This window comes from Bradyrhizobium sp. UFLA05-108, assembly GCF_059803455.1.
The window spans coordinates 57,135-69,699 of record NZ_JBANAZ010000020.1; the positions used below are offsets into that span (position 1 = coordinate 57,135).

General features: G+C 64.2%; 11 protein-coding genes and 1 pseudogene. 5 read left to right on the top strand and 7 right to left on the bottom strand.

Going from position 1 to position 12,565, the window contains the following annotated elements; all coding sequences use genetic code 11:
* Positions 1 to 56: 56 nt before the first annotated feature.
* Together gltA and gltX are read right to left on the bottom strand one after the other, a co-directional pair.
* On the bottom strand, positions 57 to 1,358 hold the full coding sequence (gltA, locus tag SO140_RS16800) for a citrate synthase (protein ID WP_449381628.1): 1,302 nt from the start codon (positions 1,356 to 1,358) through the stop codon (positions 57 to 59).
* A gap of 142 nt (positions 1,359 to 1,500) precedes the next feature.
* The gene (gene gltX, locus SO140_RS16805; protein ID WP_449381627.1) at positions 1,501 to 2,925 is read right to left on the bottom strand and encodes a glutamate--tRNA ligase; all 1,425 of its coding nucleotides are present in this window, start codon (positions 2,923 to 2,925) and stop codon (positions 1,501 to 1,503) included.
* Positions 2,926 to 3,080: 155 nt separating this feature from the next.
* On the opposite strand from gltX, the gene SO140_RS16810 reads away from it, so the two are divergent.
* The 4 genes and pseudogenes from SO140_RS16810 to SO140_RS16825 all read left to right on the top strand — a co-directional run bounded on the left by SO140_RS16810 (position 3,081) and on the right by SO140_RS16825 (position 7,905).
* Positions 3,081 to 4,760 carry a glutamine--tRNA ligase/YqeY domain fusion protein gene (locus SO140_RS16810; protein WP_474803498.1) on the top strand — a complete coding sequence of 560 codons (1,680 nt, stop codon included), beginning with the start codon at positions 3,081 to 3,083 and terminating at the stop codon, positions 4,758 to 4,760.
* A gap of 29 nt (positions 4,761 to 4,789) precedes the next feature.
* Entirely contained in the window at positions 4,790 to 5,182 is a 393-nt protein-coding gene (locus SO140_RS16815; RefSeq protein WP_498542840.1) for a YybH family protein, read from the top strand.
* Between the two features lie 117 nt (positions 5,183 to 5,299).
* A complete protein-coding gene (locus SO140_RS16820; protein ID WP_027550707.1) occupies positions 5,300 to 5,533 on the top strand; it encodes a DUF2171 domain-containing protein in 234 nt (77 codons plus the stop codon).
* A gap of 93 nt (positions 5,534 to 5,626) precedes the next feature.
* Positions 5,627 to 7,905 (top strand): annotated as a pseudogene (locus SO140_RS16825) (ComEC/Rec2 family competence protein).
* An 8-nt stretch (positions 7,906 to 7,913) separates the two neighbouring features.
* Here the strand turns inward: SO140_RS16825 and SO140_RS16830 are convergent.
* The 3 genes from SO140_RS16830 to SO140_RS16840 all read right to left on the bottom strand — a co-directional run bounded on the left by SO140_RS16830 (position 7,914) and on the right by SO140_RS16840 (position 11,060).
* Positions 7,914 to 8,351, bottom strand: a complete 438-nt coding sequence (locus tag SO140_RS16830) for a hypothetical protein (RefSeq protein ID WP_027522621.1) — start codon at positions 8,349 to 8,351, stop codon at positions 7,914 to 7,916.
* Between the two features lie 623 nt (positions 8,352 to 8,974).
* A complete protein-coding gene (gene lexA, locus SO140_RS16835; RefSeq protein ID WP_449382303.1) occupies positions 8,975 to 9,673 on the bottom strand; it encodes a transcriptional repressor LexA in 699 nt (232 codons plus the stop codon).
* Between the two features lie 175 nt (positions 9,674 to 9,848).
* Positions 9,849 to 11,060, bottom strand: coding sequence for a molybdopterin molybdotransferase MoeA (locus SO140_RS16840; RefSeq protein ID WP_449382304.1), 1,212 nt, complete (start codon positions 11,058 to 11,060; stop codon positions 9,849 to 9,851).
* A 227-nt stretch (positions 11,061 to 11,287) separates the two neighbouring features.
* Between SO140_RS16840 and SO140_RS16845 the strand changes: the two genes are divergently transcribed.
* Entirely contained in the window at positions 11,288 to 11,464 is a 177-nt protein-coding gene (locus tag SO140_RS16845; protein WP_449382305.1) for a hypothetical protein, read from the top strand.
* Between the two features lie 101 nt (positions 11,465 to 11,565).
* Here the strand turns inward: SO140_RS16845 and SO140_RS16850 are convergent, their stop codons facing one another.
* Complete coding sequence (locus SO140_RS16850) at positions 11,566 to 11,799, bottom strand: hypothetical protein (RefSeq protein ID WP_449382306.1); 234 nt, start codon at positions 11,797 to 11,799, stop codon at positions 11,566 to 11,568.
* A gap of 133 nt (positions 11,800 to 11,932) precedes the next feature.
* Positions 11,933 to 12,559 carry an HAD-IA family hydrolase gene (locus SO140_RS16855; protein ID WP_498542841.1) on the bottom strand — a complete coding sequence of 209 codons (627 nt, stop codon included), beginning with the start codon at positions 12,557 to 12,559 and terminating at the stop codon, positions 11,933 to 11,935.
* Positions 12,560 to 12,565: the final 6 nt, after the last annotated feature.

Genomic DNA, 12,565 nt, shown 5'->3' on the forward strand with positions numbered 1-12,565 from the left:
CGCCGGGCTATGATGGCCGGGCGGGATTTGTCAGTCCTGCAATTGTGGACGTGACCTTACTTCCGCTGATCGATCGCCACGTAGTCGCGGCGGGTGAGGCCGGTGTAGAGCTGGCGTGGGCGGCCGATTTTCTGCTGCGGGTCCTCGATCATCTCGCTCCACTGGCTGATCCAGCCGACGGTGCGGGCGACCGCGAACAGCACGGTGAACATCGAGACCGGGAAGCCCATCGCCTTCAGTGTGATGCCCGAATAGAAGTCGACGTTCGGGTAGAGCTTGCGATCGATGAAGTACTGATCGCTGAGCGCGATCTTCTCCAGCTCCAGCGCCACCTTCAGCATCGGATCGTCACCATGGCCGGTCTCCTTGAGCACGGCGTGACACATCTTCTGCATGATCTTGGCGCGCGGATCGTAGTTCTTGTAGACGCGGTGGCCAAAGCCCATCAGGCGGACTTCGCTGTTCTTGTCCTTCACCTTGGCGATGAACTCGGGAATCTTGTCGACCGTGCCGATCTCGGCGAGCATGGCAAGCGCGGCTTCGTTGGCGCCGCCATGGGCCGGACCCCAGAGGCAGGCGATGCCCGCTGCGATGCAGGCGAACGGATTGGCGCCGGAGGAGCCGGCGATACGCACCGTGGAAGTCGAGGCGTTCTGCTCATGGTCGGCGTGCAGGATGAAGATCTTCTCCAGCGCGTCCGCGAGCACCGGATTGACCTTGTACTCCTCGCACGGCACGGCGAAGCACATGTTCAGGAAGTTCTCGGCGAACTTCAGCGAGTTCTTCGGATACACGAACGGCTGGCCGACCGAATATTTGTAGGCCATGGCGGCGAGCGTCGGGATCTTCGCGATCATCCGCATCGACGCGATCATGCGCTGCTTCGGATCGTTGATGTCCGTGGAGTCGTGATAGAACGCGGCGAGCGCGCCGACGGAGGCCACCATCACCGCCATCGGATGGGCGTCGCGGCGGAAGCCCTGGAAGAAGCGGGCCATCTGCTCGTGCACCATCGTGTGGTGCGTGACTCGGTAGTCGAAATCCTTCTTCTGGGCCGCGGTCGGCAGATCCCCGTAGAGCAGGAGGTAGCAGGTCTCCAGGAAGTCGCCGTGCTCGGCGAGTTGCTCGATCGGATAGCCGCGGTATTCCAACACGCCGGCGTCGCCGTCGATATAGGTGATCTTGGACTGGCAGCTCGCGGTCGAGGTAAAGCCCGGATCGTACGTGAAGAGGCCCGATTGTCCGTATAGCTTGCCGATATCGACGACGTCAGGCCCGACGCTGCCGCTCAGGATCGGGAGATCGTAGTTCTTGTTTCCGACCGTCAGCGTTGCTGTTTTTGTGGATTTTGCGTCCATCGTAAGTCCCCGATGAATTGTGAAACGGGCCGGACCTGATCGTCCCCCATCAGATGGCGGGGCAAGCCGGATATTCCAGAAGGTACGGGTGAGATGGGTATATTATTGCTGTGTGCGCTGCAAGATGGGCACCGCACAGGACTTACGTCGTAGACTGATCCTTCAGGCGGCCCAGGCTTTCCTGGCGTCCCAGAACGTCCAAAACCTCGAAAATACCGGGCGAGGTGGACCGTCCCGTCAGCGCCGCCCGCAGCGGCTGGGCGACCGCGCCGAGCTTGAGACTATTTTCCTCGGCAAAAGCGCGCAGCGCGGCTTCCGCGGTGACCGCGCTCCAGCTCTCGACATTCTCCAGCGCGGAATGAAGCCGGCCGATCAGCGCCCGGTTCTCCGGCGTCAGCAGGGCTGCCGCCTTGGGATCGAGCTCCAGCGGTCGGTCCGCGAAGATGAAATAGGCGCCGTCGATCAGCTCGATCAGCGTCTTGGCGCGCTCCTTCAGGCTCGGCATGGCCTTCAGGAGCTGCGCGCGCGTGGCATCGTTCAGCTTGGCCTTGAGCTCGGCCTTCCCCGGGACGTAATCGAGTACGTCCTCGAACATCTTCACGAGCGATTGATCGTCCGCGTTACGAATGTAGTGGCCGTTGAGGTTCTCGAGCTTGGCAAAGTCGAAACGCGCGGCGGCGCGGCCGACGCTGGCGAGGTCGAACGCGGCGATCATCTCCTCGGTCGAGAAGATCTCCTGGTCGCCATGGCTCCAGCCGAGGCGAACGAGGTAATTGCGTAGCGCGGCCGGCAGATAGCCCATGGCGCGGTAGGCATCGACGCCGAGCGCACCGTGACGCTTGGAAAGTTTTGAGCCATCCGGGCCATGGATCAGCGGGATGTGTGACATGCTCGGCAACGCCCAGCCCATCGCGTCGTAGATCTGCTTCTGGCGCGCGGCGTTGATGAGGTGATCATCTCCGCGGATCACATGGGTGACGCCCATGTCGTGGTCGTCGACCACCACCGCGAGCATGTAGGTCGGCGTACCATCGCCGCGGAGCAGGACGAGGTCGTCGAGGTTCTCGTTCTGCCAGACCACGCGACCCTGCACCTGGTCCTCGATCACGGTCTCGCCGGTCTGCGGTGCGCGCAGCCGGATCGTCGGCTTGACGTTCGCGGGCGCGGTTGCCGGATCGCGGTCGCGCCACATGCCGTCATAGAGGCGGGTGCGGCCCTCCGCGCGCGCCCTCTCTCGCATCGCGGCGAGCTCGTCGGCGGTGGCGTAGCAGTGATAGGCCTTGCCGTCGGCGAGCAGCTGTTCGGCCACCTCGCGGTGGCGGGCGGCGCGGCTGAACTGGTAGATCACCTCGCCATCCCAACCGAGCTCCAGCCATTTCAGTCCGTCGAGGATGGCGCCGATCGCCGCCTCGGTTGAGCGTTCGCGGTCGGTATCCTCGATCCGGAGCAGCATCTTGCCGCCGTGCTTCTTCGCAAAGAGCCAGTTGAACAGAGCCGTGCGGGCGCCCCCGATATGGAGGAAGCCGGTCGGCGAGGGGGCGAAGCGCGTGACGACGGAATCGGTCATGTGTGGAACGGCCTATGCATTGGAGGCGGTGGTGTATAGCAGGAACGGTGCATAACTAAAGCCTGCCGGCGGACCGCATCGGACCGGGCTGAGGGCTTGGCTCGGCCTCCCGAAACTGGCAGAAGGACCGCTGATTTCCCGACAGGATTTTCGGAATGACGACAGAACCGGTGGCAACTGAGGCGGGGCGCGATTTCATTCGTGACATTGTCCAGGCCGATCTCGATGCGGCCAGGTACAAGGAGGTCGTGACCCGGTTCCCGCCGGAGCCGAACGGCTACTTGCACATCGGCCATGCCAAGTCGATTGCGCTCAATTTCGGCATCGCCGAGGAATTTCGCGGCCGCTGCCACTTGCGCTTCGACGACACCAATCCGGTCAAGGAAGAGCAGGAATATATCGACTCCATCCAGGCCGACGTGCACTGGCTCGGCTTCGACTGGGGCAACAACCTGTTCTATGCCTCGGACTATTTTGACCGCCTCTACGAATGGGCGGAGAAGCTGATCCGCGACGGGCTCGCCTATGTCGACGACCAGACCCAGGATGAGATCCGGCTTACCCGCGGCACGCTGACCGAGCCCGGCAAGAATTCGCCGTTCCGCGACCGCTCGGTGGATGAGAACCTCGATCTGTTCCGCCGCATGAAGGCCGGCGAATTCCCGAACGGAGCGCGCGTGTTGCGGGCCAAGATCGACATGGCCTCGCCGAACATCAACCTGCGCGATCCCGTGATGTACCGCATCCTGCATGCGCATCATCCGCGCACAGGTGACAAGTGGTGCATTTATCCGAGCTACGACTATGCGCACGGCCAGTCGGATGCAATCGAGAGCATCACCCATTCGATCTGCACGCTGGAGTTCGAGGACCACCGTCCGCTCTACGACTGGTTCATCGAGAAGCTGCCGGTGCCCTCCGAGCCGCACCAGTACGAGTTCGCGCGGCTGAACCTGACCTACACGGTCCTGTCGAAACGCGTGCTGACCCAGCTCGTGCGCGACGGTCATGTCGCGGGCTGGGACGATCCGCGCATGCCGACCATGGCGGGCCTGCGCCGCCGCGGCGTGCCGCCGGCCGCACTTCGCGAATTCGTCAAGCGCATCGGTGTGGCGAAAGCCAACAGCGTGGTCGACGTCGGCATGCTCGAATTCTGCATTCGCGAGGAGTTGAACCGCACGGCGCAGCGGCGCATGGCGGTGCTGCGACCGCTGAAGGTCGTGATCGAGAACTATCCGGAAGGGCAGGTCGAGGAGCTCGAGGCGATCAACCATCCGGACGATCCGTCGGCCGGCACGCGCAAGATCGCGTTCTCCCGGGAGATCTATATCGAGCGCGACGACTTCATGGAAAACCCGCCGAAGAAGTTCTTCCGCCTGTCGCCGGGCAACGAGGTGCGGCTGCGCTATGCCTATTTCATCAAGTGCACCGGCGTGATCAAGAACGATGCCGGCGAGGTGGTCGAGCTTCGCTGTACCTATGATCCGCTGACCAAGGGCGGCAACGCGCCTGACGGCCGCAAGGTCAAGGCGACCATGCACTGGCTGCCGGCGGCGCAGTCCGTGCCCGCCGAGATCCGCGTCTACAACCAGCTCTTCTCGAACCCGAGCCCGAACGCTGCCAATTTTGTCGCCGATCTCAACCCGCAGTCGCTGGAGATCCTTCCCGATGCGCGGATCGAGGTATCGGTTGCCGAGAGCAATGCGACCGAGCCGATGCAGTTCGAGCGGCAGGGCTACTTCGTGCGCGACAAGGATTCGACGCCGGGCAAGCCGGTGTTTTCGCGGACGATCGGATTGCGCGACACCTTTGCCAAGGAAGTCGCCAAGAGCTGAGAAAGGCCTGATGAGAGCTGAGTGGTCGCATGCAAGAAGAAGCCGACACCATCGTTTCCGCCATCATCGCGAAATGGTCCGCCGGCTTCGCAAGGCTAGATGCTACCGCGCTGTCGTCGCTCTACTCCAAGAGTGCCTTCTTTCTGGGCTCGAATCCAACGCTCTATCGCGGCAGAGAGGGCGTGGCGGCCTATTTCGACGGCCTGCCGCGGTGGCGGGCGCCGCGTGTCACGTTTTCGGACATTGCGTCGGCCCATGTCGCGCCTGACGTGATCAACATGGCCGGCATTGCCTCGTTCGATTTGGGCGAGGAAATTCCGCCGTTGTCAGTCAAGATCACGTGGGTTCTCGTCCGCGAGGACGGCGACTGGAAAATCGCGAGCCACCATGTGTCGTCGCGAACGCCGCTGATCCAGCAATAGCGCCGTCACATTTGGTCGTCATTCCGGGCTCGCGACTTCGTCGCGCCCCGGAATGACGGGGGAAGTGAACGGAAAGGTTGCCCACGCGTTGTGTGGGATCAACAAGGATTCGCCATCATGCAAAACATCGCAGAGCACATGGAAGTGATCGGCGCCGACGGCGTTCATATCGGCACCGTCGACCGCGTCGAGGGCAACCGCATCAAGCTGACCAGGAAGGATAGCGGCGAGGGCAGCCACAAGGGCCATCATCATTTCATCGACAAGGGCCTGGTTGCCGATGTCGAGGGCAACAAGGTGCGGCTCTCCGCCAAGGCGGCGGTGGCCGTAACGATGGAAGAGGAAAAGTAGCCGCCCTTCGGCTGGTTCCCTTTCCGTTCCGCTATTCGCGTCCCTGCACCTTCCGGTAGCCTCCGCACCCGTCGCGTATCGTAAGGTGCAGGAATGGCGGAGCCTTCCCGGCCACACCGCTCTCAGGGGATCGCCGGGACATGGCCAGCGGGCCGTGCCGCTTCGGCCGGCGGGCTTGTGCCGGCAGGCTTTGGCGCGTTGGTCGTCGTTGGCCGGGACGTTGCGCGGATGGGCCAAGGCGGAAGCTGGCGCCGGTCGGCTGCTGCCGTGGGTGCCCGTGGCCTTCGGTGCCGGGATTGCCCTCTATTTTGCGCCGACCACGAACCCGTGCTCGCGGTCGCCGCGATCACGGCGCTGGTGCTCATGGCGGGTGCCGTGCTGCTGCGGCGGAGCCGGTTGTTCGCACCCGCCATCATGATCGCAGCGATCGCCGCGGGCTTTGCTACGGCGACCTGGAAGACCGCGCGCATCGCGCACACCGTGCTGGCCAAGCCACTCTATTCGGTGGCGCTGTCCGGCTTCGTCGAGACGCGCGATATCCGCGAGCGCACCGACCGTTTCGTGCTGCGGGTGACTGCGATGGAGGCGCCGCGCGGCGACATCCAGCTCGAGCGTGTGCGGCTGTCGGTGCGCAAGGGCACAGCGCCCGAGGTCGGCAGCTTCGTGCAACTCAAGGCGCGGCTGATGCCGCCGCTCGCGCCGCTGCGTCCCGGCAGCTACGATTTCTCCCGCGACATGTTCTTTCAGGGCATCGGCGCTTCCGGCTTTGCGATGGGCGCGATCACGGTCGCCGCTCCACCGGAAGCCGGAGGTTGGCGGCTGCGCTATGCCGCCACCATGCAAGGCCTGCGGGATGCGATCGACGCGCGCATCCGCGCCACGCTCGACGGCGACAATCGCGCGATTGCCACCGCGTTGCTCACCGGGCGGCGCGACGCAATCACCGAGCCCGTCAACGATGCGATGTTCATCTCCGGCCTCGGGCACGTGCTGTCGATCTCCGGCTATCACATGGCGGTCGTCGCCGGCGTCGTGTTCTTTGCGGTACGCGCGCTGCTGGCGCTGATCCCGGGATTTGCAGTGGGCTATCCGATCAAAAAATGGTCCGCTGCGGCAGCACTGGTGGCTGCCGCGTTCTACCTGCTGCTGTCCGGCGCGGAGGTCGCAACACAAAGATCGTTCTTCATGACGGCGGTGGTGCTGATCGCGGTGATGGTCGATCGTCGCGCCATCACTTTCCGCACGCTCGCGGTGGCCGCGATGATCGTGCTCGCTGTCGCGCCGGAGGCGTTGGTGCATCCGAGCTTCCAGATGTCGTTCGCGGCGACGCTTGGTCTCGTCGGGCTGGTGCAGATCGGCATGCCGAACCTGTTGGCCTCGCCCGATCACTCCGTCACTGCGCGCATCGCGCTGTGAGGCGGCCGCGAGCTCGTCATGCTGCTGATGGCCTCGCTGATCGCGGGGCTCGCGACGACGCCCTATGCCGCCTTCCATTTTCATCGCGTCACGCCCTACGGCGTGCTCGCCAATCTCGCGGCGATGCCGGTGGTCTCGGCGCTGGTGATGCCGGCCGGACTTTTGGGGCTGATCGCAGCGCCGTTCGGGCTTGATGGCGTATTCTGGTGGCTGATGGGGATCGGCATCGACTGGATGGTCGTTGTGACGCGCTGGGTCGCGGCGTTGCCTGGCGCCGTCGGCCGCATCACCGCCTTCGGGACCGGCCCGTTGACTGCCGCCAGCATTGGTCTCGTTTGATGGGCCTGTTGCGCACGCCGCTGCGCTGGGTGGGCGCCGTCGTGCTGACGCTCGCAATCGGTTGGGCGCTGCACGTGCGCCAGCCCGACATCCTGATCGCAGGCGACGGCCACAGCATCGCGGTGCGCGGCAAGGGCGGCCAACTGCACCTGATCCGAACCGGCAAGGACAATTTTCTTCTCAAGGAGTGGCTTGCATCTGATGCTGATCCGCGCGGCGCGACTGATGCGTCGCTCGCCGATGGCGTCTCATGCGACGAAGGCGGTTGCGTGACGCCGCTCGCCGATGGTCGCCTGGTCGCGCTCTCGTTGCGTATCGACGCGCTGGCGGACGATTGCAGCCGCGCCGCGCTGGTGGTGACGGCGAAGCCTGCAGCAGCCGGTTGCGCGGCGATGGTCGTGGATCGCGAGCGTCTGAAGACGCAGGGCGCACTCGCGCTATCGCGCGATGGCGACGGTTTCACGCTGCAAACGGTGAAAGCAAGGAGCGCAAACCGCCCCTGGTCGCCGGCCGGGGCCGGCGATAGCGATTTCGAGCTCAGCCTCGCACCGCGGCCGGCTACTCCACGCAGCAAGGATGCTACGCCATCGGAGGCCGACCTGCAGGCCGAGGATTGAAAGACGCGTCAGCCGATCGGCAGGCGTGTCGTGGGCGTCGTGGTCGTGTGCTGCTCGACGGCGGGCTGCTCTGTCTTCTCGCCGAGCGGCTGCGTCACCGGCAATTGCAGAACCGTGGCACGCTGTCCCTCGACGAGCTGCGTTACCAGCACGTAGTTGCCGTCGGGGAATTCGATCGCATCATGATGACGATCGGGAATGTGCGGATCGACCTTACCGAACTTGCCGACGCGGGAATTGACGGTGCGCGTCCAGATCCAGCGATTGTCGTAGCGGACGTTGTCGGCGAAGGCGAGCTCGGTGCCTGGCAGGAGGCAGACGGCAACCGAGAGATCACGCTCCGACGCAAATCCACGCGTCGAGGTGCCGCGGAAGGTTGTCGTGACGATCGTCTCGCCGACTTGAGCGGGGCGGGTCGCAACGGCATGTAGGCTGTAGTCACACATCGGAGTGCTCCTCATGCGAGATAGCAGGTCCGCGCCCCCCCGGAGGCGCAGGCCTCTACCAGAGTTGGAAGCCTACGAGTGTATCGCGTTTGTGGGCAAATCTGCGGCCCGTCTGCGCATCGCCCGATCACATTATCTTTCCCGGCAAACGAGGAACAAAGCCTCTCGCCGAGACTCTATCTTGGTTCACATCATTCACTCACGCGAGCTTCCATCAGCGCCGGCAGCGGAGTACCCTGAAGAGGGCCAGCTCGCCTGCGGCGCAGGTGCGATCGCATTGTTGGAATTGCGGAATGGCGCGCTGGTTGCCGCCGCGTGCTCTGCCTTTCGGGCGGCGTGGCCTTTCGGGCGGCGTGGTGTTGCGCTGCATCGCTCGCAGGTGCCGATCCCGCGATCAAGGCTGCCGAGATCACGCCTAAAATCACCTGCCGCATGGGTTTTGTCCTCTGCAGCCCGCACAGCGCATTCGCGCCTGCCATGCTTGAGGATTAGCTCTGTGCAGGTGTAGGGATAATCACAGTGGAAGCGACAACGCTATTTTGCTGGAGCGGACGATCCGTCCGCCCGTATCGCCGTGCGATGGCTGGCAATCTGCCGGGCAATCGGTACTTTCTGCTGGGCAATCAGTACTTCCGATACAGCCCGATCAGCTTGCCCTGAATCTTCACCCGGTTCGGCGGCAGGATGCGCACCTCATAGGCGGTGTTGGCGGGCTCCAGCGCGATCGACGCGCCGCGCCGGCGGAAACGCTTGAGCGTCGCTTCCTCGTCGTCGATCAGCGCCACCACGATGTCGCCGGTGTCAGCGGTCTCGTTGCGCTGGATCAGCGCCATGTCGCCATCCAGGATGCCGGCATCGACCATCGAATCGCCGCGCACTTCGAGCGCATAGTGCTCGCCCGAGCCGAGCATGTCCGGAGGCACGCTGATGGTGTGGCTGCGGGTCTGCAACGCCTCGATCGGCGTGCCGGCCGCGATCCGTCCCATCACGGGCACGGCGACCGGACGCTCGCCGTCGTCGACAGACGCGCTGGCGCTCCGCACCTTGCCGAGATTGCCTTCGATGACGCTCGGCGTGAAGCCGCGGCGGCCGGCGCCTGCGGCTTGAAGCTCGGGCAGCTTGATGACCTCGATGGCGCGCGCGCGGTTAGGCAGGCGACGGATGAAGCCGCGCTCTTCCAGCGCGGTGATCAGGCGGTGAATGCCGGACTTCGAGCGCAGATCGAGCGCGTCCTTCATCTCATCGAAGGAGGGCGGCACACCGCTTTCCTTGAGGCGCTCACTGATGAACCGCAGAAGCTCGTATTGTTTGCGCGTTAACATCTCGACCAAATCCCCCGGTTGATGTCGTTCGATTCCGAGACGCCAGATTCAGCAGAAGCCGCTAGATGCTCGAAACAAATCATGAACGGACACTATATGTTCGATATGTGTTCCGCAACCACTTAATTTTGTGTGAACGCGGCGAAGTTCGCATCACGCGCGAATCAGATTGCACTCACAAGGGCAGCCGCAACACCTCGCAAGGCGTGCCTGCTTCGGCCTTTGGCGCGAACGGCGCGCGCACGAGAAGTGCTTGTGCGGTAGCAAGATTCGCAAGCAGCGAGGAGTCCTGGTGGTTGACGGGAACGGCCACCAGCGTGCCGTCCTCGCGCTCCTCGAGCCGTGCGCGCAAATAGTCCTCGCGGACGTCGTTGGGCCCGACGTCGCGCCCGAGCACGGCGCGCTCGCGGCGGTGATGAACGCGCGAGCGGCCAGCAAGCGCGCGAATCAACGGCACCATGAACAGGAAGCCGCAGACATAGGACGAGACCGGATTGCCGGGCAGGCCGATCACCCGCATCGCGCCGAGATGGCCGTGCATCATCGGCTTGCCCGGCCGCATCGCGATCTTCCAGAACGCCATCTCGAAGCCTTCGGCCTGGAGCGCTGGCCTGACCAGATCGTGGTCGCCGACCGACGCACCGCCGGTCGTGATGAGGATGTCGGCGCCGCTCTCGCGGGCCCGGCGGATCCCGGCGGTGGTCGCCGCAACCGTATCGGCGGCAATGCCGAGATCGACCGTTTCGGCGCCCTCGGCCCGCGCCAGCGCGTGCAGGGCGTAGCCGTTGGAGAAGACGATCTGGCCCGCGCCGGGCGTTGCGCCCGGCATCACCAACTCGTCGCCGGTCGCGAGAATCGCGACCCTCGGCCGGCGACGCACGGCAAGCTCCGGATGGTTCATGCCGGCGGCCAGTGAGAGGTCGCGTTCGGTGAGTCTGGCTCCCTGTCGCAGGAGCACGTCGCCCTCGAAGAAATCGACGCCAGCAGGACGGATGTGCCGTCCAGCGATCGCGGCCTCCTTGATCGTGACGCGCCTGCCGTTTGCGACCGTGTCCTCCTGGATTACCACCGCGTCCGCGCCATCGGGCACCACGCCGCCAGTGAAGATCCGCACGGCCTGGCCCGCGCCAACCGCTCCCGCAAATGGCCGGCCGGCCGCGACCTCGCCGATCACGGTGAGCTCTGCGTCCACCGTCGCCGCGTCGGCGGCGCGCACCGCATAGCCATCCATCGCCGACATCGCCTGCGGCGGCTGCGTACGCCGCGCGGCGACATCGCGCGCCAGCACGCGATGGTAGGCCGCATCCAGCGCAACCATCTCCTCGGCCACCGGCTCTACGCCGGCAAGCACTGCGGCAAGCGCGTCGGACACCGGCATCAGGGCCACGGGCAAACTCCTGCTGAGCAAATCGAAGGACAGGTCGCGTTGCGTTCTAGCCGAGTGCAGGCTTCGAGGCAAAAGGGGGCGATCACGAAGGCGGAGATGAATTGTCCCTCCAGCACCGGAACGGCAGGGATGCCCTTTAGGACAATATCGCGCCTTTCCGCTTCCAGCTCAGAATTGCCGCGCGCCATCGCACGCAGGTGCGTCAGGAGACATCCGGGAGAACCCTGATGGCAGAGACTTCAAAGCTATCGGTTGAGAAAGCGCTCGAGAAGCTGCGCGGCGATGAGCCGCCGAAATCGAAGAGCGCAAAGCTGGACGAGGAGATCGAGGCGCTCAAGGAGAAGACGAGCCGCATGCGCGCGCAACGGCAGCGTCTCGATCGGCCTCAACCCAAGCGCAGTTGAATGCGCCTAGCGTGGACGCCGCGCGATCGTCTCGATGACGAGAAGGACCGGGATGACGGTGGCCAAGCATGCCACGGCGACAACCAGGCTCACGGCTAGCATCAGGTGGCTCCCGTTTCATTGTCCGGATCGACGTCGGGCGCCTTCAGGCTGTGATCCATCTCGGGCAGGGGGTCGCCCTGCGATTTGAGATCCGCCGCCTTGCTGACCAGCTTCGCGGACAGCTGCGAATTCGACGTTGACTTGGCGAACTTGAGAAGGATCGAGGCTTGCTTGTTGAAGTAAGACTTGCCCAACACGATCACGCATCCGTTGTAGAAAATCCCAACGGACATACGACTCCCGACGCGTTGATCCGTTCCGGGAACTCTGTCTAAAAATGCACAGAGTGAGTTGGTTCCACAATTTGCTGAAAAAGTTCCCCGTGATGGCCGGAACCGAACGCTGAGCGACCGCAGCAATGGGTGCTTAGAATCCCAGCGCCTTCAGCGCCTCGCCGACGTCGTGAGGCGACGTGACGTGAACCGCGGTCAGCCCTCGTGCCCGCGCGCCTTCGATGTTTTCGGAGAGATCGTCGAAGAACACGATTCGCCTCGCCGGCACGCCGATCGCGGCGACGACATGGTCGAAGGCTTCCGCATCGGGTTTGCGCAGGCCGATGCTGGAGGACAGGTACATCTCGCGGAAATGGCCGAGCACGTCGGCATACTCCTTCGAGAAATAGTCCACATGCGGCCGGTTGGTGTTGGAGAAGGCGTAGAGCGGCACGTGTTGTGCGGCGCGCGGCAGCAGGTTTGCGATGTCGGGCATCTCGCCCGCGAAGATCGCGTTCCACCCCTCCAGGAACTGCGCGTCGGAGATTTCGATCCCGAGCGAGCGGCGCAGCGAGTCGAAATAGACCTCGTCGCTGATCTTGCCCATCTCGTGCAGCCGATAGGCCTCATCGCGGACATAGCGCGTCACGATCGATTGCGGTTCGCAGCCGGCATGTCCCGCCCAGCAGGCGATCGCCTTGGAGAAATCGATGTCGAGCACGACGCGACCGAGGTCGAACAGGAGCGCATCCGCGCTGCCGGGAGAGAGGAGGGAGGTCATTGCATC

Bases quoted from the DNA above. Each gene is read 5' to 3' on its own strand.
- gltA (WP_449381628.1), bottom strand. From the start codon at position 1,358: ATGGACGCAAAATCCACAAAAACAGCAACGCTGACGGTCGGAAACAAG.
- gltX (WP_449381627.1), bottom strand. From the start codon at position 2,925: ATGACCGATTCCGTCGTCACGCGCTTCGCCCCCTCGCCGACCGGCTTC.
- SO140_RS16810 (WP_474803498.1), top strand. From the start codon at position 3,081: ATGACGACAGAACCGGTGGCAACTGAGGCGGGGCGCGATTTCATTCGT.
- SO140_RS16815 (WP_498542840.1), top strand. From the start codon at position 4,790: ATGCAAGAAGAAGCCGACACCATCGTTTCCGCCATCATCGCGAAATGG.
- SO140_RS16820 (WP_027550707.1), top strand. From the start codon at position 5,300: ATGCAAAACATCGCAGAGCACATGGAAGTGATCGGCGCCGACGGCGTT.
- SO140_RS16830 (WP_027522621.1), bottom strand. From the start codon at position 8,351: ATGTGTGACTACAGCCTACATGCCGTTGCGACCCGCCCCGCTCAAGTC.
- lexA (WP_449382303.1), bottom strand. From the start codon at position 9,673: ATGTTAACGCGCAAACAATACGAGCTTCTGCGGTTCATCAGTGAGCGC.
- SO140_RS16845 (WP_449382305.1), top strand. From the start codon at position 11,288: ATGGCAGAGACTTCAAAGCTATCGGTTGAGAAAGCGCTCGAGAAGCTG.
- SO140_RS16850 (WP_449382306.1), bottom strand. From the start codon at position 11,799: ATGTCCGTTGGGATTTTCTACAACGGATGCGTGATCGTGTTGGGCAAG.
- SO140_RS16855 (WP_498542841.1), bottom strand. From the start codon at position 12,559: ATGACCTCCCTCCTCTCTCCCGGCAGCGCGGATGCGCTCCTGTTCGAC.